This is a genomic window from Streptomyces sp. NBC_01428 (assembly GCF_036231965.1).
Taxonomy (GTDB): Bacteria; Actinomycetota; Actinomycetes; order Streptomycetales; family Streptomycetaceae; genus Streptomyces.
Genome location: NZ_CP109499.1, coordinates 2,995,154 through 3,020,345 on the forward strand (window position 1 = coordinate 2,995,154; position 25,192 = coordinate 3,020,345).

Genomic DNA, 25,192 nt, shown 5'->3' on the forward strand with positions numbered 1-25,192 from the left:
GCCCGATGAGCCAGGCGGCACAGAACCTCAACTGGTTGATCACCAACTTTGTGGACAACACCCCTGGGGTGTCCCACACCGTCGTCGTGTCCGCCGACGGACTCCTTCTGGCCATGTCCGAAGGCTTCCCCCGCGACCGCGCGGACCAACTGGCGGCCGTCGCCTCCGGACTGACCTCGCTGACCGCCGGGGCATCCCGGATCTTCGAGGGCGGGACGGTGGCACAGACGGTCGTGGAGATGGAGCGCGGCTTCCTCTTCCTGATGTCCGTCTCGGACGGATCGTCCCTCGCGGTCCTCTCCCACCCGGAGTGCGACATCGGTCTCGTCGGCTACGAGATGGCACTGCTCGTCGACCGTGCGGGCGCTGTCCTCACGCCGGACCTGCGTGCCGAACTACAAGGCAGTCTGCTTCACTGACCGCCCCCGGATCCAGACACCGCACGAAATCACCGTCCGGCCGCCACAATCCCCCCACCGGCCTCAACAGACGGCACGACTGACCGACCTGCTGTCCCGCCCGGAGGATTCATGACCCCGCCCACCGCCTCTCATGATCCGTACGCTGAGCCGTACGGGGACGAGGGCGACCAGCCGCTGGTACGTCCGTACGCGATGACCGGCGGCCGGACCCGGCCGCGGTACCAACTCGCCATAGAGGCGCTGATCAGCACCACGGCCGACCCGGCGCAGCTGATGGGGCTGCTCCCCGAACACCAGCGCATCTGCCACCTGTGCCGGGAAGTGAAGTCGGTGGCCGAGGTCTCGGCGCTCCTGTCCATGCCTCTCGGTGTGGCCAGGATCCTCGTCGCGGACCTCGCGGAGGCCGGACTGGTCGCCATTCACCAGCCTGGCGGCGATGAGAACAACGGCGGCGCGCCGGACGTGACTTTGCTCGAAAGGGTGCTCAGTGGACTTCGCAAGCTCTGACGGAGGCCGGGCGACCACCTCCGCGAAGATCGTCGTGGCGGGCGGCTTCGGTGTCGGCAAGACCACGTTCGTGGGTGCCGTCTCCGAGATCAACCCGCTGCGCACCGAGGCCGTCATGACGTCCGCTTCGGCGGGCATCGACGACCTCACCCACACCGGGGACAAGACCACCACCACGGTGGCCATGGACTTCGGCCGTATCACCCTGGACCAGGACCTGATCCTGTACCTGTTCGGTACCCCGGGTCAGGACCGGTTCTGGTTCATGTGGGACGACCTGGTCCGCGGCGCCATCGGCGCGGTGGTCCTGGTCGACACCCGGCGTCTCGCCGACTGCTTCCCCGCGGTCGACTACTTCGAGAACAGCGGCCTGCCGTTCGTCATCGCCCTCAACGGCTTCGACGGACACCAGCCGTACAACCCCGAGGAAGTGCGCGAGGCCCTGCAGATCGGTCCGGACGCTCCGATCATCACGACGGACGCCCGACACCGTGCGGATGCGAAGAGCGCTCTCATCACGCTGGTCGAGCACGCTCTGATGGCTCGGCTGCGGTAGCAGCCAAGTCGACAGGTCCATAAGGAAGTTGTCGTAGACGAACTGGAGCCGGCTGTGTCGTTTGACACGGTCGGCCACAGTGTTCATAACGTTTCGACAGAGAATTTCACCGGCGCCGACACGGTTCGCGGTCACCCGGTACCGCTGCGCTCACGAAAGCCCCGCCTTTTGGCGGGGCTCGCTCTTTATGACCGTTTTATCTGGGGCCGATGCCACCCGGAATCACAGGTTCCGAGTGTTTGGAAGGGCGCTCCCTGACGTGCTGGAATGCGCTGAACTGCCCAGTAGCTAAGTCACGGGCGCTGGAGATACCGCGGCACAACGTAGGTGCCGACGCCGAGAGGTTGTTGGTCGAGTGAGGCGAAGCACGAACGGTCCCGAGCCGTCGGCACGGGGCAACTTCACCCCGCCGCCGCGCGGAGCGGCGCCCGCACACATGCCCGGCCCGGAGCCCGTCCCGGCCCCCGCGCCGAGCGGCGGCCGTTTCTCCCCGCGCAACTGGCGAGTGCCGGCCAGGCTGAACGCGATCCTGCTCATACCCGTGGTGGTCGGCCTCGTCATGGGCGGCTTCCAGGTACGGAGTTCGATCGACACCTGGCAGCAGGCCCAGGACGCCGAGAAGACGGCGCGTCTGGTGCAGGCGGCGCTGAACTACGGCGACAAGCTGTTCGTCGAGCGCGACGTCAGCGCGGCCCCGCTGCTCCAGGGCAGCCAGGCCAGCGCCAAGGACAAGGCAGCCGTCACGGCCGTCCGCAAGGACACCGACACCGCGGCCGACGCCTTCGACGCGGCGGCCCAGAACATGCCGAAGACGGCCGGTCTGGAGCGGCGCCTCGCCATCTTCCGCAAGGTCGAGCCCGGTCTGGACTCCCTGCGGAAGGTCGCGTACACCTCCAAGCTCCCCGGGGTGAAGACCGAGGAGGGCTACCTCCAGATCCAGCACCCGCTGATGGAGTTCGCCAACGAGCTCGGTCTGGGAACCGGAAACATCACCAGCTACGGCCGTACGGTCTACGCGATCTCCCTCTCCAAGGCGGCCCTGTCGCTGGAGCGGTCCATCGGTATGCACATGCTGGTCCAGCCGGGCCCGGGCGTGAGCAGCCTCGCCAGCCAGCGTGTCGCCCTCTCCTCGTACGCCTACCTCGAGGGCATCGCCGTCGAGGAGTACCTCGGCGGTGGCACCCAGGCCGACGCGGACAAGCTCTCCGCCGCCCAGGCGAAGATCAAGGCGGAACTGACCGAGCAGGGGAAGCAGGCCGCGGCCGCCGACCCGAACTACGTGAAACCGCCGTCCGACCCGACCGCGATGGTCACGACGCTCGCGCAGCTCGAGTCCACGCTGCCGGCCGACCGCGCCGCCCTGGCGGGCAAGGGCATCACCGCGCAGAACTGGTGGGCGGTCAACACCGCCAAGTACAACGCCTACCGCCAGATCGAGTCGGACCTCTCCGACAAGGCCGTGGCCGAGGCGGCGGACATCTCCGCCGGCGCCAAGACCGACGCCATCATCACCGGTGCCGCCGTCGTGATCGCCCTGCTCGCCGCGTTCATCCTGGCCGGCATGGTGGCCCGCCAGATGAGCCGCTCGATGCGCCAGCTGCGCAACGCGGCCTTCAACGTCGCCGAGCAGCGTCTGCCGATGCTGGTCGACCAGCTCTCGCGCACCGACCCGGGCCGCGTCGACACCCGCGTCCAGCCGATCCCGATCACCACCACGGACGAGATCGGCGAGGTCGCCCGCGCCTTCGACCAGGTCCACCGCGAGGCGGTCCGACTGGCCGCCGAGCAGGCCCTCCTGCGCGGCAACATCAACGCGATCTTCACCAACCTGTCGCGTCGCAACCAGTCGCTGATCGAGGGCCAGCTGACCCTGATCACCGAGCTGGAGAACAACGAGGCCGACCCGGACCAACTGGAGAGCCTCTTCCGCCTGGACCACCTCGCGACCCGTATGCGCCGCAACGGCGAGAACCTCCTGGTCCTCGCCGGCGAGGAGCCCGGCCGCCGCTGGGACCAGCCGGTCCCGCTGGTGGACGTGCTGCGCGCCGCCTCCTCCGAGGTGGAGCAGTACGAGCGCATCGAGCTCTCGGGTGTCCCGGAGGCCGAGATCCACGGCCGCGCCGTGACCGACCTCGTGCACCTGCTCGCCGAGCTCCTGGAGAACGCCACCACGTTCTCCTCCCCGCAGACCAAGGTCCGCGTCACCGCGACCCGTCTCCCGGACGGCCGCATCATGGTCGAGATCCACGACAAGGGCATCGGCCTCACCGCCGAGGACTTCGCGGACATCAACCACAAGCTGGCCAACCCGCCGACCGTGGACGCCGCGATCTCCCAGCGCATGGGCCTGTTCGTGGTCGGCCGGCTGTCCGACCGGCACGGCATCCGCGTCCAGCTCCGTCCCTCGGGCGAGCAGGCCGGCACCACCTCGCTGGTCATGCTCCCCGACGCCATCACCCACGGTGGTGGCGGCGAGCAGCCGATGCGCGACGAGTTCACCGTCTCCCAGATCATCCCGGAGCAGCAGCAGCCGCCGTCGTTCCCGGGCGAGAACTTCGGAGGTCAGCAGCAGCAGCCGTTGCTCACCGCCGCGGACCTCGGCTTCGACGACAGCCGCTACGAGGTCCCGGACGACATCCGCGACCTCGACCCGGTGGGCCGCTCCCTGATGCGCGAGGAGCGCCGGGCGGCCCTGGAGGCACAGGCGCAGGGCATGGAAGCCATCGAGGGCCCGCAGGGGTACACCGAGGGCTTCGACACCCGGCAGCCCTACGACAACGGACAGCCGCCCTACAACGGCGCTCCGGCGTACGACGGCGCCCAGGGTGTGCACGAGGAGCAGCAGACGACGTACGACCAGCAGACGTCGTACGAGGAGCCGCAGCGCGCCGCGTACGACGAGGCGTACTTCCCGTCCACCGGTGGCTACCCGGAGGCCTCCTATCCGGAGGCCGTCCAGGAGGAGCACGCCGGAGCGCGCGGTTCCGCGCCGGAGACGCATTCGGGCTTCGAAGAGCCGTCCTACCAGGACGACTGGCCGCAGCAGGAGGCGTACCAGGGCGGCTACCGCTCCGAGTACGCTCCGCAAGCGGAATCACCGCAGGCCGCTGACGCCACCGAGCAGGACCGCGTAGGCTTCAGTCGTCCGGGACCGGCTCCCTCGGCCGCCCACGCGATGACCGACGCCGGACTGCCCCGCCGCGGATCCACCGCAGGCGGCAACGTCAACGGCAACGGCCAGAGCCCCGCGAACCGCCAGAAGGAGCAGGCCCCGGCCGTTCCCGACGGCAAGGGCGACGACGACTGGCGCTCGTCCAACGACGACCGGTGGCAGCGCGCCGAGCAGCTGAAGAAGCCGAAGGCCGGCGGGGTCACCTCGTCCGGTCTGCCCCGGCGGGTACCCAAGGCCAACCTGGTCGAGGGCACCGCGGAATCGACCCCCCAGGGCGGCCCTCAGGTCTCCCGTGCTCCCGAGGACGTCCGGGGCAGGCTGAGCAACCTGCGCCGGGGTGTCGAGCGGGGACGCAATGCAGGTAGTGAGACGAACGGTCAGGGCTTCGGCTCTGACAGCACCTACAACCAGGAGCGTTAGTGTGAGCCCGATGAGCCAGGCGGCACAGAACCTGAACTGGTTGATCACCAATTTCGTGGACAACACCCCCGGGGTGTCGCACACGGTGGTGGTCTCCGCCGACGGACTCCTTCTGGCCATGTCCGAAGGCTTTCCCCGTGACCGTGCCGACCAGCTGGCCGCCGTCGCGTCCGGTCTGACCTCGCTGACCGCGGGCGCGTCCCGCATCTTCGAGGGCGGTCATGTGAACCAGACGGTTGTGGAGATGGAGCGAGGATTCCTCTTCATCATGTCCGTTTCCGATGGTTCGTCGCTCGCGGTCCTTGCACACCCTGAGGCGGACATCGGTCTCATTGGGTACGAGATGGCGCTTCTGGTGGACCGTGCAGGCACGGTCCTGACCCCGGATCTCCGTGCGGAGCTCCAGGGCAGCCTTCTCAACTAACAGACAGACGGTGCGTATTGGCGTCTTGTGGCCGTAAGGTTTCGGGACGCGGACCCACAGTGACGGGTTCCCGGCACAGTCGGAGGAGGAGAAAGTGGTGACACCCCCAGGCGGTTCGTCTTCGGGCAACTGGTCGTACGGCCCCGGCCAGGGGCAGGGCGGCCAGGGCGACGGTTCGCAGAACCCGAACCGGTACAACTTTCCCTCCGCGCCCAGCCAGCGGCGTCAGCAGCCGTACCCGCAGGGTCCCCAGGGCCCCGGGCCGTCTCCGTACGACCAGCCGGCGGCACCGCGCATCCAGCCCGTACAACCGCAGCGGCGCTCGCCCGAGCCGTCGCCCACCGGGGCGTCCAACCCTCTGGTGCGTCCGTACGCCATGACGGGCGGCCGCACCAGGCCCCGCTACCAGCTCGCCATCGAGGCGCTGGTGCACACCACCGCACAGCCGCACCAGATGCAGGGCCAGTTGCCCGAGCATCAGCGCATCTGCAACCTCTGCCGGGAGATCAAGTCGGTGGCCGAGATCTCGGCCCTGCTGACCATCCCTCTCGGTGTCGCCAGGATCCTCGTCGCCGACTTGGCGGAAGCGGGCCTGGTCGCCATTCATCAGCCGGGCGGCGACGAGAGCGCCGGCGGCCAGCCAGCCGTGACATTGCTCGAAAGGGTGCTCAGTGGACTTCGCAAGCTCTAGCGGAGGGCCTTCCCGCTCCACCACGTCCGCGAAGATCGTGGTGGCGGGCGGCTTCGGCGTGGGCAAGACCACGTTCGTCGGCGCCGTCTCGGAGATCAACCCGCTGCGCACCGAGGCCGTCATGACGTCCGCTTCCGCGGGCATCGACGACCTCACGCACACCGGAGACAAGACGACGACGACCGTCGCCATGGACTTCGGCCGCATCACCCTGGACCAGGACCTGATCCTGTACCTGTTCGGCACCCCCGGCCAGGACCGGTTCTGGTTCATGTGGGACGACCTGGTGCGCGGCGCCATCGGCGCGATCGTCCTGGTCGACACCCGGCGTCTCGCCGACTGCTTCCCCGCGGTCGACTACTTCGAGAACAGCGGCCTGCCGTTCGTCATCGCCCTCAACGGCTTCGACGGCAGCCAGCCGTACAACCCGGACGAGGTCCGCGAGGCCCTGCAGATCGGTCCGGACACCCCGATCATCACGACGGACGCCCGCCACCGCGCGGACGCCAAGTCGGCGCTGATCACGCTGGTGGAGCACGCCCTCATGGCGCGGCTCCGCTAGCCTCTCCCCCACCTCCGAGGCACCGGCCCTCGCTTCTCCCCACCGAGAAGCGGGGGCCGTTGTCCGTGCGGACACCCGAACGCGGGTCCCGTGAGGGCACGTTGGGCGGCCTCGTACGCCCTGGCGGCACCCCGGGGCCGTGTCGGCGGGCGCCTGGTCCGGAGAACGCCGCAGCCCCGCCCCTCCGGCTCGGAGGGGCGGGGCTGTCGGTCGTCAGGACGCTCAGTGCCAGCTGTGCGGGGCGCGGAAGCCGCCCTCGCGCTCCAGGCGGCGCCAGCCGGCCCGCGGGCGGGCACGGTGGGCCGGAGCGGCATCGGTGGGAGCGGCGGCGGCACGGGCCAGCAGGATCGCCGTGATGGCGGCGACCTCCTCGGGCTCGGCGTGGCCCTTCTCGACGCGGATGTCAGGGGTGCTCATAGGTCTCAGTCTCCATGAGAGAGGTTTCCGCGGCGGTACCGCGGAGGATCCGCAGGGTTACTGCGGGGGGTTGCCGTGCTTGCGGGAGGGCAGGTCCGCGTGCTTGGTGTGGAGCATCGCGAGCGACTTGATCAGGACCTCGCGCGTCTCGGCGGGGTCGATCACGTCGTCGACCAGACCGCGCTCGGCGGCGTAGTAGGGGTGCATCAGCTCGGCCTTGTACTCCTTGACCATGCGGACGCGCATGGCCTCGGGGTCGGCGGCCTCGGCGATCTGGCGGCGGAAGATGACGTTGGCGGCGCCCTCGGCGCCCATCACGGCGATCTCGTTCGTGGGCCAGGCATAGGTGAGGTCGGCCCCGATGGACTGGCTGTCCATGACGATGTAGGCGCCTCCGTACGCCTTGCGCAGGATCAGGGAGATCCGCGGCACCGTCGCGTTGCAGTACGCGTACAGCAGCTTCGCGCCGTGCCGGATGATCCCGCCGTGCTCCTGGTCGACGCCCGGAAGGAATCCCGGGACATCCAGCAACGTGATGATCGGGATATTGAAAGCGTCACACATCTGAACAAAGCGTGCAGCTTTTTCGGAGGCCTCGATGTCGAGGACACCCGCGAGGCTCTGCGGCTGGTTGGCCACGATGCCGACGACCTGGCCGTCGAGACGGGCCAGCGCGCAGATGATGTTGCGGGCCCAGCGCTCGTGGACCTCCAGGTAGTCGCCGTCGTCGACGAGCTCCTCGATGACCTTGGTCATGTCGTACGGACGGTTGCCGTCGGCCGGGACCAGGTCCAGCAGCACCTCGCTGCGGCGGTCGGACGGGTCGTCCGAGTCGGCGCGCGGCGGGTTCTCGCGGTTGTTCTGCGGGAGCATCGACAGGAGGTAGCGCACCTCGGCGATGCAGGTCTCCTCGTCGTCGTACGCGAAGTGGCAGACGCCGCTGGTCTCCGCGTGGACGTCGGCGCCGCCCAGGCCGTTCTGGGTGATCTCCTCGCCCGTCACCGCCTTGACCACGTCCGGGCCGGTGATGAACATCTGCGAGGTCTCGCGGACCATGAAGACGAAGTCCGTCAGGGCGGGGCTGTAGGCCGCGCCGCCCGCGCACGGGCCGAGCATCACCGAGATCTGCGGGATGACACCGGAGGCCTTGGTGTTGCGCTGGAAGATGCCGCCGTAGCCGGCGAGCGCGGAGACGCCCTCCTGGATACGGGCGCCGGCGCCGTCGTTCAGGGAGACCAGCGGCGCACCGGCCGCGATGGCCATGTCCATGATCTTGTGGATCTTCGTGGCGTGCGCCTCGCCGAGCGCGCCGCCGAAGATGCGGAAGTCGTGGGCGTAGACGAAGACCGTGCGGCCCTCGACCGTGCCCCAGCCGGTGATGACACCGTCGGTGTACGGCTTCTTCGCCTCCAGGCCGAATCCGGTCGCCCGGTGCCGGCGCAGCTGCTCGACCTCCTGGAACGAGCCCGCGTCCAGCAGCAGCTCGATGCGCTCCCGGGCGGTCAGCTTGCCCTTGGCGTGCTGTGCCTCGGTCGCCTTCTCGCTGGGTCCGCGCAGAGCCTCGGCACGGATCGCGTGCAGCTCCGCCACACGCCCGCGCGCGTCCGTCGGTTCACCTGTGGAGCTCGTGGAGCCTGCGGAGCCGGCCTCGTCCAAAACGGTCATGTAGTGACCATACGAAGTCCACCAAGGAAAGGGGCCCGTCGACTCTGCACAGTCTCCGGCCCGTTTTCCTGGTAACCCTGAACAGAACCACCACCTCATGCAGGCAATCGGACTGCTCAGGGGGGCATCTGCTTGTAGGGGTCGAACAAAGGCTTCCGCTGAGAGCCACCTCACATTCATGAGGAGCACATGCCACCTCCGGAGTGACGCGGACCCCCGGACGGCGGTCCGCGTCACCTCGCGCGAGGGCTCAGCAGCCGCCACAGTTGTAGTAGAGGACGTCCCAGTGGTTGCCCTCGTCGGCGTAGATGTTGCCGGAGCCGGACTGGTACTGCGGGGCGCCGTCACCGCGCAGCCCTATGTAGGTGAACGTGTTCTTGATGTAGCCGGTGACGCAGGTGTTCTTGCCGTAGTCGAGCTTGTAGCCGTTCCAGTGCGAGTAGGTGCCGCTCGCGTGGCCGGTCTCGGTGCCGCCGGTGATGTTGAGCGCGCAGCCGCTCGCCCCCTTGAGGGTCTGAGCACCCTGCGCACTGGCCAGGTTCAGCTGGTCGAAGGACGTACAGGTGGAGTTGTTGCGGTCGGAGCAGCCGCCGGAGGAGGACCAGGTGATACCGACCTGGCGGAACATCGAGGTCGCGGTGGCGTGGCTGATCTTGGTGGCGGCGAAGGCGTCGGTCGAGGTGCCGAGGACGGCGACACCGGGGGCGACGACGAGCGCGAGAGCGGTCAGCGCGGACCTGAGTTTCATAGGGGGGACCTTTCCTGCGGGGGACCGTCGGCGGCCGTACGGCGTACGGCCGTGCTTCCTGTGGGGCGGCTGTGCAGGGGGTGCACGCAGATGGTGCCCGAGTTCTACGCGCGTTCGCCAGAGGGTGGTGGGAGATGACATAACGTGACGCCGCAGACACATTACGGATGATGTTGAAACTTGAACGGAATAGGTCTACGGTTCCCCCTGTTGACCTCGTTGAAGATTCAACAGACCAACGCTACGGCTCCGACCCGAACCGTGGCCCGTCCCCTCAAGGAGCACGTCATGGGTATCTTCGGCCGCAAGTCCACCGACGCCGCCGAGTCGCCGGCCTCCGCCACGACTCCCGTCAGCCCGGAGCTCTCCGCGCTGACCGGCGACTACACGATCGACCCGGCGCACTCGACGATCGGCTTCGTCGCGCGCCACGCGATGGTCACCAACGTCAAGGGCTCGTTCAAGGACTTCGAGGGCAGCCTGCACCTGGACGGCGGCGACCCGGCCAAGTCCACGGCCACCCTCGACATCAAGATGGCGAGCATCGACACCGGTTCCGCGGACCGCGACGGTCACCTGAAGAGCGCCGACTTCTTCAAGATCGACGAGTTCCCGACGATGACCTTCCGTTCCACCAGGGCCGAGGCCCTCGGCGGCGACGACTACCGCATCACCGGTGACCTGGAGATCCTCGGCACCACCAAGGAGATCAGCATCGACCTGGAGTTCAACGGCGCCGCGAAGGACCCCTTCGGCAACGAGCGCGTGGGCTTCGAGGGCAAGGCCGAGATCCTGCGCTCCGAGTGGGGCATCACCTGGAACGCGGCCCTGGAGACCGGTGGCGTCCTCGTCTCCGACAAGATCAAGCTGAACTTCGACATCTCGGCGATCCGCAACGCCGACTGAACGACCGGCTCCCGCCGGTGACCAGCCGGCCGGGCAGTCCGTTCACGCGGTACCCGAGCGCGCCCGTCCCCCCGTCCCTCCGTGGACGAGGGACGGGCGCTCCGGCGTTCGGGGGCCGCTCTCACTTCGGCCGCCGGCCCGCCTCCAGTTCGGCGATCACGGCCCGCAGACGGGCCTCCCGGGTCTCCGGGCTCCGTGCCCGCAGCAAGCCCACCACGGCCCGGTACCGGTCGGTCCGGCCCAGCCCGTCGAAGAAGCTCAGGGCGCGCGGGTGCTCCGCCAGCGCCGCGGCCAGGTCGTCGGGGACCGTGGCCTCCTTCTGCGAGGCATAGGCGGCCGCCCACCGGCCGTCCGCCCGGGCGGCCGCGACCTCCGCGTGGCCCGCGGGCCGCATCCGTCCCGCCGCGGTGAGTTCCTCGACGCGCCGCACGTTCACCGCCGACCACATGCTGCCGGGCCGGCGCGGGGTGATCCGCTGGAGGAACCACGCGTCGTCGTACCCCTTGCGGTGGCCCGTGATCCAGCCGTGGCACAGCGCCACGTCGTTGACGTCCGCGGCGCCGACGGAGACGAGCCCGGTCCCCTTCTTCGCGACCTTCACCCAGACACCGGCGCCGAGCCCGGCGTGGGCGGTGAGCCACGCGTCCATCGCCGCCACGTCCGCGAAGGTCTCGACGCCTGCCGTGTCCTCGGTCCCGCCGGAATGGGCCATGGGGGAACGCTAGCCCGCGGCACGCCGCCCGGTGACGCGTACGGCACCGTCGACCGGCCCACCGGGACGCCGGGTCGCCCGCGCGCCGCGGCTCGGTGTCCTTACGTCCGCGGGTCCAGGGATTAACCCGATGCGCCCTGCCCCCGCGGTCGTTAGCCTCCGGGTATGAGCTGGCTTCCCCCTGATTTCGTCCACCCGTCGCGCGTCGAGGTGCCCGGCGGGTGCCATCTGCGGCCCATCACCGGGGGCGACGCCGCCGTCGACTACCCGACCGTCATGGGGTCGCGCGAGCGGCTCTGGTCGATCTTCGGGGAGGCGTGGGGCTGGCCCGCCGCGACCATGACGTACGACGCGAACCTGAAGGACCTGGAGCGGCACGAGCGGGAGATCGCCGCCCACGAGTCCTTCAACTACGTGCTGTTCGACGCCGCCGGGACGACCGAGTTCGGCTGCGTCTACATCGACCCGCCGGAGAAGGCGGGCGCCGACGCGGACATCTCCTGGTGGGTGGTGGACGACAGCGTCGGTACGGACCTGGAGCGGGAGCTGGACCTGCTCGTCCCGCGGTGGATCGCCGAGGCGTGGCCCTTCACCCGGCCCCGGTTCATCGGCCGGGACCTGTCCTGGAGCAAGTGGCTGGCGCTGCCGGACGCGTAGGGACCAACAGTCCCACCCGGCAGTCCCACCCGGCAGTCCCACCCGGCGGCGGGGCGTCAGAAGCCCCCGCCGAAGTCTCCTCCGCCACCGAAGTCGCCGCCGCCCCCGCCGTCCCCGAATCCGCCCCCGCCGTCCCCGAATCCGCCTCCGAAGTCGCCCGAGTCGTAGTCGGCGCCGGAGACGTCGCCCCCGCCGAAGTCGCCGTAGCCGGAGCCGTAGTCGGCGGCGTAGGCGGGGCTCGCCATCCAGCTGCCGAGCACGGTGCCGACGAGCAGGCCGGGCAGCAGGCCGCCGCCGAAGTAGCCGCCCGCCCACGGGCCGTACGCCGGGCCGGCGTCCCAGTACGGACGGCGGCCGTGCTCCGTGTCCACCTCACGGACCGCCGGGTCGGTGCCGTCGGCCAGGCGTGCCCGGTCCGCGGCGCACACCGGGACCTCGCGCGCGGCGCCGCCGGCCGGAGTCCACCGGGCGTCGGCGACCGAGGGGCCGTGCCGGGGGTCGAAGAAGCAGGGGGCGCGGCGCTCGGGGACCGGCCGGCCCTCGCGGCGCGCGGCGAGCACCGCGAGCGAGAACCGGCCGTCCTCCAGCGCCTCGGTCACGGGTCGCACGTCCTCGGGGCGCCGGGCGGCCGCCATGGACGACTTCGCCTGTTCGTAGGCGTCGAGGGCGCGCTCGTAGTCCGCACGCATGGTGTCGTCGGCGCCCGCCTCGGCGGGGTGGAAGTCGAGGCGGTCCAGCTCCTCGCCGAAGGCGGTGATGTCCTCGTCCACCACGACACGGAGCCGTTCGAGCGCCGCCCGCTGCTCCGCCTCCCGGCGCTGCCGCTTGCGCCGCACGACCGTGTAGGCGCCCGCACCACCGATCACGAGCACCGCGCCGACCGCGATCAGCGCGCCGGAGGAGACGCCTCCCCCGTCGTCACCGCCGCTCCAGCTCGTGGGCGCCGATCCCCGGATGTTGGCGAGCGCGCTGTCCGTGAAGTCGTTCAGCTGGGTGTTCGCGTCCCGCTCGCCCTGGACGCTCGTGACGAGGTTCCGCACGGCGTTGCCGGGCAGCACCGCGGCGTCGGCGCGGGCGTCGAAGCGGTCGCCGAGCCGGATCGCGTACAGGCCCGTGACGCCCGTGGAGGTGCGCAGGTTCCGGAACAGGTCCTGGGTCGGGAAGCCGGCGGGGAGCACGGCGACGAGGACGGGCTTGTCCGCCTTCTCGATCTTCTCGGCGAGCGCGGACGCCTGCGCGGCGGACAGCTGGTCGGCGGCGGCCGGGTCCACGTAGACGGGACTCTCGCGCAGGGCGGCGGCGACGGTGGAGACGCTGGTGGCCGCGTGGGCTCCGGGCGCGAACGACAGCATGGCCAGGGCCGCGAGTGTCAGTGCGACCAACAGGCCCGGAATCCCTCGGGTGGGTGCGGCCCTCATGTCTTCGAAGCTACCCGAAGCGGAGCAGAACCGGGCATCGGGGCCGTGGTCGCGGAGCCCTGCCGCCCTGACGTCCGGACCGTGATGAAGCCCGTGCGACGGGCGCCGCGTGCCGGGCGCCGCCGGCCGTCGTCGGTCGCGCCCGCCGTTCGCGCCGCCCGCCGGCCGTCGAGTCGTCCGTCCCGCAACGATCCGGTTCCGCCCGGCGGAATTGTGGGCTCCGTCACAGCAGTGACTGGCATGCACCTGATGAGGTGACGCGCATGGTCGGACTCATCCTTCGCGTGCTCCCGTTCTGGGTGCGCGAGCCGCTGCTCATCGTCGTCGGCGTCCCCTTCACCCTCGGGCTCTTCTACGCCGCGGCCCGGGACCGGGCGCCGATCGGCGCTCTCCTCGGCCTCGTGGTCCTCGTGTTCACCGCGATCCGCATCCACACCGTGGTCAAGGCGCTGCGGGCCCGTAAGGCGGCCAGGCAGCTCGGGAGCGCGCCGGCGACCGCGCCGTGAGGAGCCGGGACGGCGAAAGGCGCCGGCCGGGGCTGGTGTCCAGCCCCGGCCGGCGCCTTCACGCGTGGTGTCACCCGGCGCGGTACGCCTGCGTCAGCTTGGCTACCGCGTCCGCGTAGTGCCCGGTCAGGAGCAGGTGGTCGGCGTCCGCGAAGGGTTTCGCGGAGGCCGCCGTGACCGCCGTGCCGATCTTCTGCTGGACCAGCAGACGGGCCTTGGTGACGGCCGTGCGGGCCACCGTGCCGGCACCCGCGCGCTCCGCCGCCGCGGCGACCAGGGCGAGGGCCCTGAGGCTCGCGGTGCCGCCGCCCGGCACGTTCGTGAGCGTCGTCAGACCCCACCCGTACGGGAACTGCGGGTCGTACGACGTGTCACCGACGTTGATCGGCAGCTGCGACTCGCTCTTCGGCCAGGTGACCGGGAGCTGTCCGGTGAAGGCGCGCCGGCCGTAGAGGACGTCGGCGACACCGTCGCCCTCCGTGCCCGGCAGCCAGGAGGCCACGAGCGCGTCGACGTCCCCGAGGCGGTCGCCGATGAGCTGCGGGCGGCCCGACACGATGAGCACGGCGCACTTCATGGCCGCGCACACCGTGTCGACGGCGGCCTTGTCGGCGGCGGTCAGCTCCAGGTCGTTGCCGTTGCCGACGTCACCCACGCCCTCGGCGTACGGGGTCTCGCCGACCACGACCACTCCGACGTCGTATCCGGCGGTGGAGGCCGAGGCGTCCTTGGAGTACGTGACGTCGCCGCCCGCCTTGCGCATGCCCTGGAGGATCGTCGTGCCCGGGGTGATGTTCCCGGACGAGCCCTGCCAGGTGATGGTCCAGCCACCGGTCTGGTTGCCGATGTCGTCGGCGTTGGACCCGGCGACGTAGACCTTCTGGGACTTCTTCAGCGGCAGGACGGACCCGGCGTTCTTGAGCAGGACCTGGGACTCCGCCGCCGCCTGCCGGGCCACCGCGCGGTGCGCCGTCGAGCCGATCGCGGAGGCTCCGCCGGTGTCCGCGTACGGCTTCTCGAAGAGGCCGAGGCGGAACTTCTGCGCGAGGATCCGGGCGACGGCGTCGTCGATCCGCCGGTCGGTGACCCGTCCGGCCTTCGCCTCGTCGATCAGGGTCGCGCTGAACTCCTTGTAGCCGTACGGGACCATCATCATGTCGACGCCCGCGTTGACCGAGGTGCGGACGTGCGCGGCGTAGTCACCGGGGAGCTGGTCGATGGCGTTCCAGTCGCTGATGACGAAGCCGTCGAAGCCCATCCGGTCCTTGAGCACGCCGTTGATCATGTCGGCGCGGGCGTGCATCTTCACCGGGCCCTGGCCGTCGCCGAGGTCGAGCGACGAGTAGGAGGGCATGACCGTGCCGACGCCGCGGTCCACCGCTTCCTGGAACGGGGCCAGGTGCACGGCCTCCAGCTCCTGTCGGCCGACCTTGGTGACGCCCTGGTCGACGGTGTAACTGCCGGTGGTGGAGGAGCCGTAGGCGGTGCCGCCGTCGCCGACGAAGTGCTTGGCGGTGGCGAGGACCCTGTCGGCGTCCTTCAGGTCCCTGCCGCTGCGGTCGCCCTGGAGGCCCTGGACGACCGTCTCCATGGACTCGACGAGCGCCGGGTCCTCACCGAAGGACTCGTAGGAGCGGCCCCAGCGTTCGTCGCGGGTCACGCACAGGCAGGGCGCGAAGTCCCACGGAACGCCGGTGGCGCGGACCTCGGCCGCGGTCACGGCTCCCGTCCGCTCGGCGAGCGCGGGGTCGCGGGTGGCGCCGATGCCGATGTTGTGGGGCATCACGGTCGCGCCGGCGAGGTTGTTGTGGCCGTGCACCGCGTCCACGCCGTAGATCAGCGGGATCTGGAAACGGGTGGCCTGCGCCCGGAGCTGGTAGCCGTCGATCATCTTCGCCCAGGCCGCGGGGGTGTTGGGGGTCGGCGTGGAGCCGCCGCCGGAGAGCAGTGATCCGAGATCGTACGCGGCGATGTCACCGCCCGCGCCGATCGCGCCGCGCTCCGCCTGGGTCATCTGCCCGGCCTTCTCCGCGAGGGACATCCGGGAGAGGAGGTCGGCGACCCGCTTCTTCACGGGGAGCTTCGCGTCCAGGTACGGGAGTCCGTGGGCGTCGATGACGACCTGCGGGGTCTCGGCGGGGGCCTTGGCGCCGGTCACCGTGAGCTTGAGCGGGACGGTCTCGGCCGCTTCACCGGTGCGGTCGCGCAGGGTCGGGACCCGGACCGTGCGGCTCGCGCCGGACTCCGTGCCCGCCGGGAAGGTGATCTCCCCCTTGACCGGGGTGTAGTCCTTGCCGGACTCGGCGGTGCCGCCGGCGCTCTCGTAGGCGACGGTCACCGGCTCGTCGATCGGGGCGGAGCCGGTGGTGGCGACGGAGACCTTGACGCTCGCGGTGCCGCCCTCCTTCACCGGGTAGACCGCCGCGTCGGTGGTGACGGAGGCGCGCAGCGACTGGTCGGCCTTGCCGTACAGCTCGACGTCGTCCATGGCGAACCGGCCCGGGGCGCCGACGGGGAGGGTGACGGCGTAGCCCCACATCTGCGTCAGGCCGAGCACCTGGTCGATGCCGCCGACGGGCTGGTAGTCCGTGCGGTAGGTGAAGTCGCCGAAGGGGATCTCGATCTGTTTCCAGCCGGAGAAGTCGTCCGTGAAGGAGGTCGTCCACAGCTCGGAGGCCTCGCCGTTCGCGCCGCCGTCCTTGATCTCGAAGGCGGTCTTCTTGCCGTTGTCCTGGCCGTCCCACCAGAAGCGGATGCCCTTGTGCGCGGACCAGTCGTGGCCCGGCTGGTCCGCGGCGTAGTCGTGGGTGAAGCCGCCGTAGCCGCTGATGTCGTAGTCGCCGGCGAGGACCTTGGCGCCCTCGGGCGCGTCGGACCGCTCGGCCAGGGTCAGTTCGGGCGGGTCGTCGGCGTCGCCGCCCCAGGTGAAGAGGCCTTCGGCCGGCTGGCTCGCGAAGGGCACCTCGCCCTCGAAGCGGTCGACCGGGACGGGGTCGGGATCGGCGGCCGCCGCCGTCCCCGCCGACGCCAACGGGAGCAGGCCGACGATCAGTGCGGCGCCGGCCAGCACGGCGGTTCTTCGTACGGAGTTCCGATCGAGCCCTGTCATGGGTTCCCTTTCGACTCTCACGTTCTTCTCACGACTTAGATCAGGGCGTGAGTTAACTGGCGTCACGGGAACCCGTCAAGGCTTCACGTCAGAACCGGTACACACCCAAGTCACAGCCGGATCAGGGCAGTTGTTCCTTCAGAATGTGAACGCGCGACCCCTTGACGCGGCTCCCGAGCCGTCATTTACTCACGCCTCGCACGCCTCCCCACCCCCACCTCCAGAAGGGCGGCGCTCCATGCGGAGATCCATCAGGAGATCCACTCGGGCGGTACGGCTGATCGTCGCCGGGCTGCTCACCACCGCGGGATTCACGGCGGCCGCGCCCGTCACGGCGCACGCCGCGGGCGAACAGGTCACCGCCTGGCTCACGACGACGGACGACTCGGGCGGCCGCCATGTCGTGCGCGGTCTGCAGGCCCAGGCGCCGTTCGCCTTCCAGTCGGGCAGTGGCGGCGGTGGCGAGAACATCACCGTCGACGAGAACACCCGGTACCAGACGTTCACCGGCGGAGGGGCCTCCTTCACCGACACGGCGGCGTGGCTGATGAACAGCAGCGGGGCGCTGTCGCAGAGCACGCGCGACGCGACGATGCGCAAGCTCTTCTCCCCCGCCGACGGCATCGGGCTGTCCTTCCTGCGCAACCCCATGGGCGCCTCCGACCTGGCCCGATTCGGCTACAGCTACGACGACGTGCCGGCCGGGCAGACCGATCCGAACCTGACGAAGTTCTCCATCGCGCACGACCTGGCCGACGTCGTGCCGCTGACCAGGCAGGCGCTCCAGCTCAACCCGTCCCTCACGGTGATGGCCTCGCCGTGGACGGCGCCGGCCTGGATGAAGGACAGCGGTTCGCTGAACGGCGGATGGCTGAAATCCGAGGACTACGGCGCCTACGCCTCGTACTTCGTGAAGTACCTCCAGGCGTACCGGGACCAGGGTGTCCCCGTCTCGTACGTCACCGCGCAGAACGAACCGACCTGCTGCTCGGGCTATCCCTCGATGAGCTGGAACGCCTCGGGGCTCGCCTACTTCACCAAGAGCGAGCTGCTGCCCAAGCTCCAGGCGGCCGGGCTGTCCACCAAGGTGCTCGCGCACGACTGGAACTGGGACGTGTACGACTCCTACGCCGCGCAGACCGTGGACGACGCGGCGGTCCGCTCGCACCCGAACTTCGGCGGGATCGCCTGGCACGGGTACGGCGGCGACGTCACCAAACAGACCGGGGTGCACAACCAGTACCCGAACCTCGACGCGTTCGGCACCGAACACTCCGGCGGCACCTGGATCGCCAACCAGCAGCGCGAGGACATGCTCAACATCGTCGACTACACCCGCAACTGGGCGAAGTCGGTGACCAAGTGGTCGCTGGCCGTGGACCAGAACATGGGCCCGCACAACGGGGGGTGCGGCACCTGCACCGGCCTGATCACCGTGCACAACGGCGACGGGGCGAGCGGGACCGTCGACTACACGGTCGAGTACTACACGATGGGCCATCTGACGAAGTTCGTCCGTCCCGGCGCGCAGCGGATCGCCTCCACGGCGTCGTCGGCGGTCCCGAACGTCGCCTGGCGCAACCCGGACGGCTCGAAGGCCCTGATCGCCTACAACGACGGCTCGGCCGCCAAGACCGTCACCATCAACTGGGGCTCCCAGCACGCCACTTACTCACTGCCGGGCAAGACGTCGGCGACATTCACCTGGTCCGGGACACCGTCGGGCGGCGGCGCGCAGTCGGGCGCGTTCGTCGGACTGGCCGGCAAGTGCCTGGACGTGGCGGGCGGTTCGAGTGCCAACGGCACGGCGGTCCAGCTCTACGACTGCAACGGCTCGACCGCGCAGTCCTGGAGCGTGCAGGCCGACGGTTCGGTGCGCTCGCTCGGCAAGTGCCTCGACGTCACCTCGGCCTCGACGGCGAACGGCGCGAAGGTGCAGCTCTACGACTGCAACGGCTCGGCCGCCCAGCGCTGGTCGTACAGCGCCTCGACCGGGGACGTGGTCAACACGGCGGCGAACAAGTGCCTCGACGTCACGGACAACTCGTCGGCGAACGGGGCCCGGGCGCAGATCTGGTCGTGCACGGGTGCCGCCAACCAGAAATGGCACCTCCAGTAGGCCACCCCCCACGGGGATGAGCGCCGGAGGGGCCTTTGCCCCTCCGGCGTTCGGCGTGCTACGCCGCCGGCTCGACCCCGGCACGCAGCAGGCCGTAGGTGTACGCGTCCTCCAGCGCCTGCCAGGACGCGGCGATGACGTTCTCGGCCACGCCGACCGTGGACCACTCCCCCGTGCCGTCGGAGGTGGCGATCAGGACGCGGGTGGTGGAGGACGTGCCGTGCTTGCCCTCCAGGATGCGGACCTTGTAGTCGACCAGTTCCAGCTTGGCCAGCTGGGGGTAGATCGTCTCCAGGGCCACGCGCAGGGCGCGGTCGAGGGCGTTGACCGGGCCGTTGCCCTCGGCGGTGGCGACGATGCGCTCGCCCTTGGCGAAGAGCTTCACCGTGGCCTCGTTGGCGTGCGTGCCGTCGGGGCGGTCCTCGACGATGGCCCGCCAGGACTCGACCTCGAAGTAGGACCGGGCCCGGCCCTCGGCCTCGGCGCGCAGCAGGAGCTCGAAGCTCGCGTCGGCCGCCTCGTACGTGTAGCCCTCCAGCTCGCGCTCCTTGACGCGGGCGACGACGCGGGCGACCAGTTCGCGGTCCCCGCTGATGTCGACGCCGAGTTCCTTGCCCTTGAGCTCGATCGAGGCCCGGCCCGCCATGTCGGAGACCAGCATCCGCATGGTGTTGCCGACCTGCTCGGGGTCGATGTGCTGGTAGAGGTCGGGGTCGACCTTGATCGCGGAGGCGTGCAGGCCCGCCTTGTGGGCGAAGGCCGACACCCCCACGTAGGGCTGGTGGGTGGAGGGGGTCAGGTTGACCACCTCGGCGATGGCGTGCGAGATCCGGGTCATCTCCCGCAGGGCGCCGTCGGGCAGCACCTTCTTGCCGTACTTCAGCTCCAGGGCGGCGACGACGGGGAACAGGTTGGAGTTGCCGACCCGCTCGCCGTAGCCGTTCGCCGTGCACTGGACGTGGGTGGCGCCCGCGTCGACGGCGGCCAGGGTGTTGGCGACCGCGCAGCCGGTGTCGTCCTGCGCGTGGATGCCGAGCCGGGCGCCGGTGTCCGCGAGGACGGTGGCGACGACGGCCTGGACCTGCGCCGGGAGCATCCCGCCGTTGGTGTCGCACAGGACCACGACGTCGGCGCCGGCCTCCGCGGCCGCGCGGACGACCGCCTTGGCGTAGCCCGGGTTCGCGCGGTAGCCGTCGAAGAAGTGCTCGCAGTCGACGAAGACGCGGCGGCCCTGGGAACGCAGGTGCGAGACGGTGTCGCGGACCATCTCCAGGTTCTCTTCCAGGGTGGTGCGCAGGGCGAGCTCGACATGCCGGTCGTGGGACTTGGCGACCAGCGTGATCACCGGGGCGCCGGAGTCCAGGAGTGCCTTGACCTGCGGGTCCTCGGAGGCCTTGCCGCCTGCCCGGCGGGTCGCTCCGAAGGCCACGAGCTGCGCGTGCTTGAAGTCGATCTCCTGCTGGGCGCGGGCGAAGAACTCGGTGTCGCGGGGGTTGGCGCCGGGCCAGCCGCCCTCGATGAAGCCGACTCCGAAGTCGTCCAGGTGCCGCGTGATGGCCAGCTTGTCCGCCACGGTGAGGTTGATGCCCTCGCGCTGCGCGCCGTCGCGCAGCGTCGTGTCGAAGACGTGGAACGCGTCGTCCAGTTCGCTGGTTTCCGTCATGGTGTCAAGGCTCCTGTGTTGAATCTCGGTCTACCGGAATGACCGGCTCCACCGTCCCCCAATGATCCCTCGCGCTGCGCTCCCGGCTGAAGGTGGGCCAGAAAAGCGAAAAACCCCTCGCGGGTGCGAGAGGTCTGCGCGCGGGTCGAGAACGACGGTGTCCGCCCGTACCTGGTCGTACGTGGCGGTCACTGCGGACCGGCGCGCCTGCTGCCAATAATCGTGGCGAACGAGAGCACGGGGGCAGTCTGGCACAGAGCACGCGCCCTCTCACAGGGCGTCTCAGGATGCGAGCACCGTTCCGGACAGCGCGGGCGTGTCCTGCTGCCGCGCGGCGGGGTCAGCCCAGCGACTCGTCGAGGAACTCCCGCACGTGGGACAGCACCCGTTCGCGGTCGGTGCCGCGCAGGCCGATCGCCACGTGGATGGAGAAGCCGTCGAGCAGGGCGCGCAGCCGGGCGGCGAGGCGGTCCGGGTCGACGGCGCGGAACTCACCGCGTGAGACGCCCTCGGCGAGCAGCGCGACGAGGTCCCGGTGCCAGGCGCCCTCGATGGCGACCTGCCGTTCGCGGGCGTCGTCGGCGGCGTTCTGCGAGCGGTTCCAGACCTCCAGCCAGAGCGTCCAGTGCGGGTCGCGGTGGCCGTCGGGGACGTACAGGCCGACGTAGGCGTCGAGGCGTTCCCGGGCGGTTCCGCGCGCGGCCAGCAGCCGGCCGCGCTCCGCGCCGAGCCGGCCCTCGCTCCACTCCAGGGTGCGCAGCAGCAGCTCGTCCTTGGTGCGGAAGTAGTAGAGGAGATGGCCGCTGCTCATGCCGACCTCGCGGCCGAGCGCCGCCATGGTGAGCTTCTCCAGACCGCGCTCGGCGATCATCTCCATGGCGGCGGCGAGGACCTCCTCGCGCGGCGGCGCGTTCTTCCGCGCACCGGCCATCCGTGACTCCCGTGTTCAGACCTTCGGCTGCTGCTGGGTGATGCAGTGGATGCCACCGCCGCCCGCGAAGATCGTACGTGCGTCCACCAGTGTCACCGTCCGCTCCGGGAAGAGGCGGCGGAAGATGCCCGCCGCGATCTCGTCGCGCGGGTCGTCGAAGCCGCAGAGGACGACGCCGCCGTTGCACAGGTAGTGGTTGATGTACGAGTAGTCGGCCCAGTGGCCGTCGGCCTCCAGGACCGTCGGGGCGGGCACCTCGACGACCTCGATGCTGCGGCCCCGGGCGTCGGTCTGGGCCCTGAGCAGCCCGATGACCTCCTGGCTGACCGCGTGGTCGGGGTGCGCCGGGTCCTGCTGGGAGTGGGCGACGATCACGCCGGGCCGGGCGAAGGCGGCGACGATGTCGACGTGGCCGAGGGTGCCGAAGCCGTACGGGGGGTAGTCGCCGGTGAGGCCGCGCGGCAGCCAGATCGCCTTGCGGGTGCCGAGCTGCGCGTGGATCTCCGACTCGACCTCCTCGCGGCTCCAGCCGGGGTTGCGCTCGGGGCCGAGCTGCACGGTCTCGGTGAGCAGCACGGTGCCCTCGCCGTCGACGTGGATCGCGCCGCCCTCGTTGACGAGCCGGGAGGCGTACGCCTTGGCGCCGGCCAGTTCGGCGACCTGCGCGCCGATCTTGGAGTCGTGCTCCCAGCGGGCCCAGTCCTGAGCGCCCCAGCCGTTGAACGTCCAGTCCACGGCGGCGAGTTCGCCCTGCCCGTTGGTGAGGAAGGTGGGGCCGATGTCGCGCATCCAGGCGTCGTCGAGTTCCCGCTCGACGGTGTCGACGCCGGGGCCGAGGAGTTCGGCCGCCTGCGCGGACTGGCCGGGACCGCAGACCACGGTGACCGGCTCGAAGCGGCGGACGGCACGGGCCACGGCCGCCCAGGCCGCGCGCGACTCGGCGAGGTCGCCGGGGTTGTCGAAGGTGGGGTTGGGGCCCGGCCACGCCATCCAGGTGCGCTCGTGCGGGGTCCACTCGGCGGGCATCCGGAAGCCGTCGGCGGCAGCAGACATGGGGGGTTCCTTAGAGGCGTGGTCGTTCACAGGAAGTACAGGCGGTTGAGGGAGACCGAGTCGGCGGGTTCGGAGCGCAGCGGGTCGCCGTCGAGGGTGACGAGGCCGGTGCGCTGGTCGACGTCGACCGCTCCGGTACGGGAGTTGAGGCGCAGGTCGGCCGGGCCGATGCCGCGGGTGCCGCGGACGGCGACGCGGCGGCGCCGGGTCGGCATGGTGTCGTTGCCCTGGTCGAGCGCGGCCTGTGCGACGAACGCCACGGAGATCTCGGCGGGCGTCGCGCCGTGCGCCCCGAACTGCGGCCCGAGGACGAGGGGTTCGCAGGTGTCGGTGGCGGCGTTCGGGTCGCCGACGACTCCGTAGGCGGGGAAGCCGGACTTCAGGACGAGCTGCGGTTTGGCGCCGAAGTATTCGGGGCGCCAGAGCACGATGTCGGCGAGCTTGCCGGTCTCGATGGAGCCCACCTCGTGGGCGAGGCCGTGCGCGATGGCCGGGTTGATCGTCAGCTTGGCCATGTAGCGCAGGACGCGTTCGTTGTCGTCGCTCTCGGGCGCTCCGAACTGGGCCTTCATCTTCCCGGCCATGGCGAAGGTGCGGCGGACGGTCTCCCCGGCGCGGCCCATGCCCTGGGCGTCGGAGGAGGTGATGCCGATCGCGCCCAGGTCGTGCAGCACGTCCTCGGCGCCCATCGTCCCGGCGCGGATGCGGTCGCGGGCCATCGCGGCGTCGCCGGGCAGGTCGGTCTTCAGGTCGTGGACGGAGACGATCATGCCGTAGTGCTCGGCGACCGCGTCCCGGCCGAAGGGCAGGGTCGGGTTGGTGGACGACCCGATGACGTTCGGGACGCCCGCCATCTTCAGGACGTTCGGGACGTGTCCGCCGCCGCAGCCCTCGATGTGGAAGGCGTGGATGGTCCGCCCGTCCAGCACCTTCAGGGTGTCCTCGACCGACAGGCACTCGTTCAGGCCGTCGCTGTGCAGGGCGACCTGGACGTCGTGCTCCTCGGCGACGCGCAGCGCGGTGTCGAGGGCGCGGGTGTGGGCGCCCATGTCCTCGTGGACCTTGAAGCCGCTGGCGCCGCCCTCGGCGAGAGCCTCGACGAGCGGGGCGCCGTCGGAGGACGAACCCCGGCCCAGGAAGCCGATGTTGACCGGCCAGGCGTCGAAGGCGCTGAACGCGTGGCGCAGCGCCCAGGGGGAGTTGACGCCGACGCCCCAGACCGGGCCGAACTCCTGGCCGATGATCGTCGTGACGCCGGAGGCGAGCGAGGCCTCCATGATGCGCGGCGAGAGCAGGTGCACGTGGGTGTCGACGGCTCCGGCGGTGGCGATGAGGCCCTCGCCGGAGACGATGGACGTGCCGGTGCCGACCACGACGTCGACGCCGTCGAGGGTGTCGGGGTTGCCGGCCCGCCCGATCGAGCAGATCCGGCCCTCGCGGATGCCGATGGAGACCTTGCGGATCCCCTGGACGGCGTCGATCACCACCACGTTGCTGATGACGACGTCGCAGGTGTCCCGGACGGCGGCGGCCTTCAGGTGCAGCCCGTCACGGGCGGTCTTGCCGAATCCGGCGAGGAACTCGTCGCCGGGGAGCTGGGAGTCGGACTCGACGCGGACGGTGAGTCCGGAGTCGCCGAGCCGGACCCGGTCGCCGGCCCGGGGGCCGTGGGTGGCGGCGTACTCGTACGGGGAGAGGCGGCGGGGTTCCGCGGGGTGGCCTCCGGGACGGCTCATCGGCCGGCCTCCTTGTCACGGGTGTCCGGTACGCCGAGGTAGCCGCAGGCGGCGGCCCGGCGCAGGGCTTCCTGCTTCGCTCCGGGCGCGTCCAGGGGCCCGTCGACGAGACCGGCGAAGCCGATGGCGATCCGCTCGCCGCCGATCGGCACGAAACCGACCTCGGCGCTCTCGCCGGGGCCGAAGCGGACGGAGGATCCGGCGGGCACCGCGAGCCGCATGCCGTAGGTGGCCGCCCGGTCGAAGTCGAGCCGCGGGTTGGCCTCGAAGAAGTGGAAGTGGGAGGTGACGGAGACGGGCACGGTGGCGGTGTTGGTGACCGTCAGCCGCAGGACCGCGGGGGGCTCGGTGTGCGCGGGCGCCGGCAGCAGCGCGCCGGGGGCCTGGTCGCCGAGGCCGCCGCCGATGGGGTCGGAGACGACCGCGAGCCGGGAGCCGTCGTCGAAGACGGCCTCGACGTGCACCTCGGTGACCACGTCCGCGACGCCGGGCAGCACGTCGTCGGGGCCGAGGACGGACCGGGCCGCCTCGATCGCCTCGGCCAGCCGGCCGCCGTCGCGGGCGGTCTCGCAGACGGTGTCCGCGATCAGGGCGGTGGCCTCCGGCACGTTGAGCCGCAGTCCGCGGGCCCTGCGGGCGCGGGCCAGCTCGGCGGCCGAGAAGAGCAGCAGCCGGTCACGTTCCGTGGGGGTCAGTCTCACGCCACGACACCTCCTTGCGTTCCTCCGGTTAGAGCATCACTCTAAACGCGGATTTCATGGAAGGGAAACATTGACGGGCAAGCGTTGAAGACGACAC

At 70.6% G+C, this 25,192-nt stretch carries 22 protein-coding genes; 11 read left to right on the forward strand and 11 right to left on the reverse strand.

Features of this window, described 5'->3' with window-relative positions:
• Positions 1–5 precede the first annotated feature (5 nt).
• The 7 genes from OG406_RS12850 to OG406_RS12880 all read left to right on the forward strand — a co-directional run bounded on the left by OG406_RS12850 (position 6) and on the right by OG406_RS12880 (position 6,754).
• Positions 6–419 carry a roadblock/LC7 domain-containing protein gene (locus tag OG406_RS12850; protein ID WP_010984127.1) on the forward strand — a complete coding sequence of 138 codons (414 nt, stop codon included), beginning with the start codon at positions 6–8 and terminating at the stop codon, positions 417–419.
• A gap of 111 nt (positions 420–530) precedes the next feature.
• Positions 531–929 (forward strand): DUF742 domain-containing protein, encoded by a 399-nt coding sequence (locus tag OG406_RS12855; RefSeq protein ID WP_059131717.1) that lies wholly within the window; start codon positions 531–533, stop codon positions 927–929.
• Positions 910–1,485 (forward strand): GTP-binding protein, encoded by a 576-nt coding sequence (locus OG406_RS12860; protein WP_028802395.1) that lies wholly within the window; start codon positions 910–912, stop codon positions 1,483–1,485. The genes OG406_RS12855 and OG406_RS12860 overlap by 20 nt, the downstream gene beginning before the upstream one ends.
• 355 nt (positions 1,486–1,840) lie before the next feature.
• Positions 1,841–5,077: a sensor histidine kinase gene (locus OG406_RS12865; protein WP_329185794.1), complete on the forward strand. Its 3,237-nt coding sequence runs from the start codon at positions 1,841–1,843 to the stop codon at positions 5,075–5,077.
• Positions 5,078–5,087: 10 nt separating this feature from the next.
• Positions 5,088–5,501, forward strand: a complete 414-nt coding sequence (locus OG406_RS12870) for a roadblock/LC7 domain-containing protein (protein WP_054219305.1) — start codon at positions 5,088–5,090, stop codon at positions 5,499–5,501.
• Positions 5,502–5,595: 94 nt separating this feature from the next.
• The gene (locus OG406_RS12875) at positions 5,596–6,192 is read left to right on the forward strand and encodes a DUF742 domain-containing protein (RefSeq protein ID WP_081219610.1); all 597 of its coding nucleotides are present in this window, start codon (positions 5,596–5,598) and stop codon (positions 6,190–6,192) included.
• On the forward strand, positions 6,173–6,754 hold the full coding sequence (locus tag OG406_RS12880; protein ID WP_006375305.1) for a GTP-binding protein: 582 nt from the start codon (positions 6,173–6,175) through the stop codon (positions 6,752–6,754). The genes OG406_RS12875 and OG406_RS12880 overlap by 20 nt, the downstream gene beginning before the upstream one ends.
• 222 nt (positions 6,755–6,976) lie before the next feature.
• Here the strand turns inward: OG406_RS12880 and OG406_RS12885 are convergent, their stop codons facing one another.
• The 3 genes from OG406_RS12885 to OG406_RS12895 form a co-directional block, all read right to left on the reverse strand.
• Positions 6,977–7,171, reverse strand: a complete 195-nt coding sequence (locus OG406_RS12885; protein WP_081219609.1) for an acyl-CoA carboxylase subunit epsilon — start codon at positions 7,169–7,171, stop codon at positions 6,977–6,979.
• Positions 7,172–7,228: 57 nt separating this feature from the next.
• Complete coding sequence (locus tag OG406_RS12890) at positions 7,229–8,836, reverse strand: acyl-CoA carboxylase subunit beta (protein WP_164374136.1); 1,608 nt, start codon at positions 8,834–8,836, stop codon at positions 7,229–7,231.
• Between the two features lie 250 nt (positions 8,837–9,086).
• The gene (locus OG406_RS12895; RefSeq protein ID WP_164374137.1) at positions 9,087–9,584 is read right to left on the reverse strand and encodes a hypothetical protein; all 498 of its coding nucleotides are present in this window, start codon (positions 9,582–9,584) and stop codon (positions 9,087–9,089) included.
• Positions 9,585–9,872: 288 nt separating this feature from the next.
• Here OG406_RS12895 and OG406_RS12900 point away from each other — a divergent pair, with 288 nt between their 5' ends.
• Complete coding sequence (locus OG406_RS12900) at positions 9,873–10,490, forward strand: YceI family protein (RefSeq protein WP_081219606.1); 618 nt, start codon at positions 9,873–9,875, stop codon at positions 10,488–10,490.
• A 121-nt stretch (positions 10,491–10,611) separates the two neighbouring features.
• Here the strand turns inward: OG406_RS12900 and OG406_RS12905 are convergent, their stop codons facing one another.
• Positions 10,612–11,202 (reverse strand): YdeI/OmpD-associated family protein, encoded by a 591-nt coding sequence (locus tag OG406_RS12905; protein WP_164374139.1) that lies wholly within the window; start codon positions 11,200–11,202, stop codon positions 10,612–10,614.
• 165 nt (positions 11,203–11,367) lie between these two features.
• Here OG406_RS12905 and OG406_RS12910 point away from each other — a divergent pair, with 165 nt between their 5' ends.
• Positions 11,368–11,859, forward strand: a complete 492-nt coding sequence (locus OG406_RS12910) for an N-acetyltransferase (RefSeq protein WP_329185800.1) — start codon at positions 11,368–11,370, stop codon at positions 11,857–11,859.
• Between the two features lie 56 nt (positions 11,860–11,915).
• On the opposite strand, the gene OG406_RS12915 is transcribed toward OG406_RS12910, so the two are convergent.
• Positions 11,916–13,277, reverse strand: a complete 1,362-nt coding sequence (locus OG406_RS12915) for a hypothetical protein (protein ID WP_329185802.1) — start codon at positions 13,275–13,277, stop codon at positions 11,916–11,918.
• 263 nt (positions 13,278–13,540) lie between these two features.
• Here OG406_RS12915 and OG406_RS12920 point away from each other — a divergent pair, with 263 nt between their 5' ends.
• On the forward strand, positions 13,541–13,783 hold the full coding sequence (locus OG406_RS12920; protein WP_266846616.1) for a hypothetical protein: 243 nt from the start codon (positions 13,541–13,543) through the stop codon (positions 13,781–13,783).
• A 70-nt stretch (positions 13,784–13,853) separates the two neighbouring features.
• On the opposite strand, the gene OG406_RS12925 is transcribed toward OG406_RS12920, so the two are convergent.
• Positions 13,854–16,892 carry a glycoside hydrolase family 3 protein gene (locus tag OG406_RS12925; protein ID WP_329185805.1) on the reverse strand — a complete coding sequence of 1,013 codons (3,039 nt, stop codon included), beginning with the start codon at positions 16,890–16,892 and terminating at the stop codon, positions 13,854–13,856.
• Between the two features lie 238 nt (positions 16,893–17,130).
• On the opposite strand from OG406_RS12925, the gene OG406_RS12930 reads away from it, so the two are divergent.
• A complete protein-coding gene (locus tag OG406_RS12930) occupies positions 17,131–19,011 on the forward strand; it encodes a ricin-type beta-trefoil lectin domain protein (RefSeq protein WP_329185807.1) in 1,881 nt (626 codons plus the stop codon).
• Between the two features lie 58 nt (positions 19,012–19,069).
• Here OG406_RS12930 and cimA read toward each other — a convergent pair whose 3' ends face one another.
• The 5 genes from cimA to ureA all read right to left on the reverse strand — a co-directional run bounded on the left by cimA (position 19,070) and on the right by ureA (position 25,095).
• Complete coding sequence (cimA, locus tag OG406_RS12935; protein ID WP_164374145.1) at positions 19,070–20,674, reverse strand: citramalate synthase; 1,605 nt, start codon at positions 20,672–20,674, stop codon at positions 19,070–19,072.
• A 340-nt stretch (positions 20,675–21,014) separates the two neighbouring features.
• A complete protein-coding gene (locus tag OG406_RS12940) occupies positions 21,015–21,605 on the reverse strand; it encodes a TetR/AcrR family transcriptional regulator (protein ID WP_164374146.1) in 591 nt (196 codons plus the stop codon).
• 15 nt (positions 21,606–21,620) lie between these two features.
• On the reverse strand, positions 21,621–22,658 hold the full coding sequence (locus tag OG406_RS12945) for an agmatine deiminase family protein (RefSeq protein ID WP_329185809.1): 1,038 nt from the start codon (positions 22,656–22,658) through the stop codon (positions 21,621–21,623).
• 26 nt (positions 22,659–22,684) lie between these two features.
• Positions 22,685–24,394: an urease subunit alpha gene (locus tag OG406_RS12950; RefSeq protein WP_164374148.1), complete on the reverse strand. Its 1,710-nt coding sequence runs from the start codon at positions 24,392–24,394 to the stop codon at positions 22,685–22,687.
• A complete protein-coding gene (ureA, locus tag OG406_RS12955; RefSeq protein WP_326842271.1) occupies positions 24,391–25,095 on the reverse strand; it encodes an urease subunit gamma in 705 nt (234 codons plus the stop codon). Before ureA ends, OG406_RS12950 begins: the two co-directional genes overlap by 4 nt.
• Positions 25,096–25,192: the final 97 nt, after the last annotated feature.

What these genes read in the sequence shown, in the direction of transcription:
- OG406_RS12850 (WP_010984127.1), top strand. Translation starts at nt 6, where the DNA reads ATGAGCCAGGCGGCACAGAACCTCAACTGGTTGATCACCAACTTTGTG.
- OG406_RS12855 (WP_059131717.1), top strand. Translation starts at nt 531, where the DNA reads ATGACCCCGCCCACCGCCTCTCATGATCCGTACGCTGAGCCGTACGGG.
- OG406_RS12870 (WP_054219305.1), top strand. Translation starts at nt 5,088, where the DNA reads ATGAGCCAGGCGGCACAGAACCTGAACTGGTTGATCACCAATTTCGTG.
- OG406_RS12885 (WP_081219609.1), bottom strand. Translation starts at nt 7,171, where the DNA reads ATGAGCACCCCTGACATCCGCGTCGAGAAGGGCCACGCCGAGCCCGAG.
- OG406_RS12890 (WP_164374136.1), bottom strand. Translation starts at nt 8,836, where the DNA reads ATGACCGTTTTGGACGAGGCCGGCTCCGCAGGCTCCACGAGCTCCACA.
- OG406_RS12895 (WP_164374137.1), bottom strand. Translation starts at nt 9,584, where the DNA reads ATGAAACTCAGGTCCGCGCTGACCGCTCTCGCGCTCGTCGTCGCCCCC.
- OG406_RS12900 (WP_081219606.1), top strand. Translation starts at nt 9,873, where the DNA reads ATGGGTATCTTCGGCCGCAAGTCCACCGACGCCGCCGAGTCGCCGGCC.
- OG406_RS12905 (WP_164374139.1), bottom strand. Translation starts at nt 11,202, where the DNA reads ATGGCCCATTCCGGCGGGACCGAGGACACGGCAGGCGTCGAGACCTTC.
- OG406_RS12910 (WP_329185800.1), top strand. Translation starts at nt 11,368, where the DNA reads ATGAGCTGGCTTCCCCCTGATTTCGTCCACCCGTCGCGCGTCGAGGTG.
- OG406_RS12915 (WP_329185802.1), bottom strand. Translation starts at nt 13,277, where the DNA reads ATGAGGGCCGCACCCACCCGAGGGATTCCGGGCCTGTTGGTCGCACTG.
- OG406_RS12920 (WP_266846616.1), top strand. Translation starts at nt 13,541, where the DNA reads ATGGTCGGACTCATCCTTCGCGTGCTCCCGTTCTGGGTGCGCGAGCCG.
- OG406_RS12925 (WP_329185805.1), bottom strand. Translation starts at nt 16,892, where the DNA reads ATGACAGGGCTCGATCGGAACTCCGTACGAAGAACCGCCGTGCTGGCC.
- OG406_RS12930 (WP_329185807.1), top strand. Translation starts at nt 17,131, where the DNA reads ATGCGGAGATCCATCAGGAGATCCACTCGGGCGGTACGGCTGATCGTC.
- cimA (WP_164374145.1), bottom strand. Translation starts at nt 20,674, where the DNA reads ATGACGGAAACCAGCGAACTGGACGACGCGTTCCACGTCTTCGACACG.
- OG406_RS12940 (WP_164374146.1), bottom strand. Translation starts at nt 21,605, where the DNA reads ATGGCCGGTGCGCGGAAGAACGCGCCGCCGCGCGAGGAGGTCCTCGCC.
- OG406_RS12945 (WP_329185809.1), bottom strand. Translation starts at nt 22,658, where the DNA reads ATGTCTGCTGCCGCCGACGGCTTCCGGATGCCCGCCGAGTGGACCCCG.
- OG406_RS12950 (WP_164374148.1), bottom strand. Translation starts at nt 24,394, where the DNA reads ATGAGCCGTCCCGGAGGCCACCCCGCGGAACCCCGCCGCCTCTCCCCG.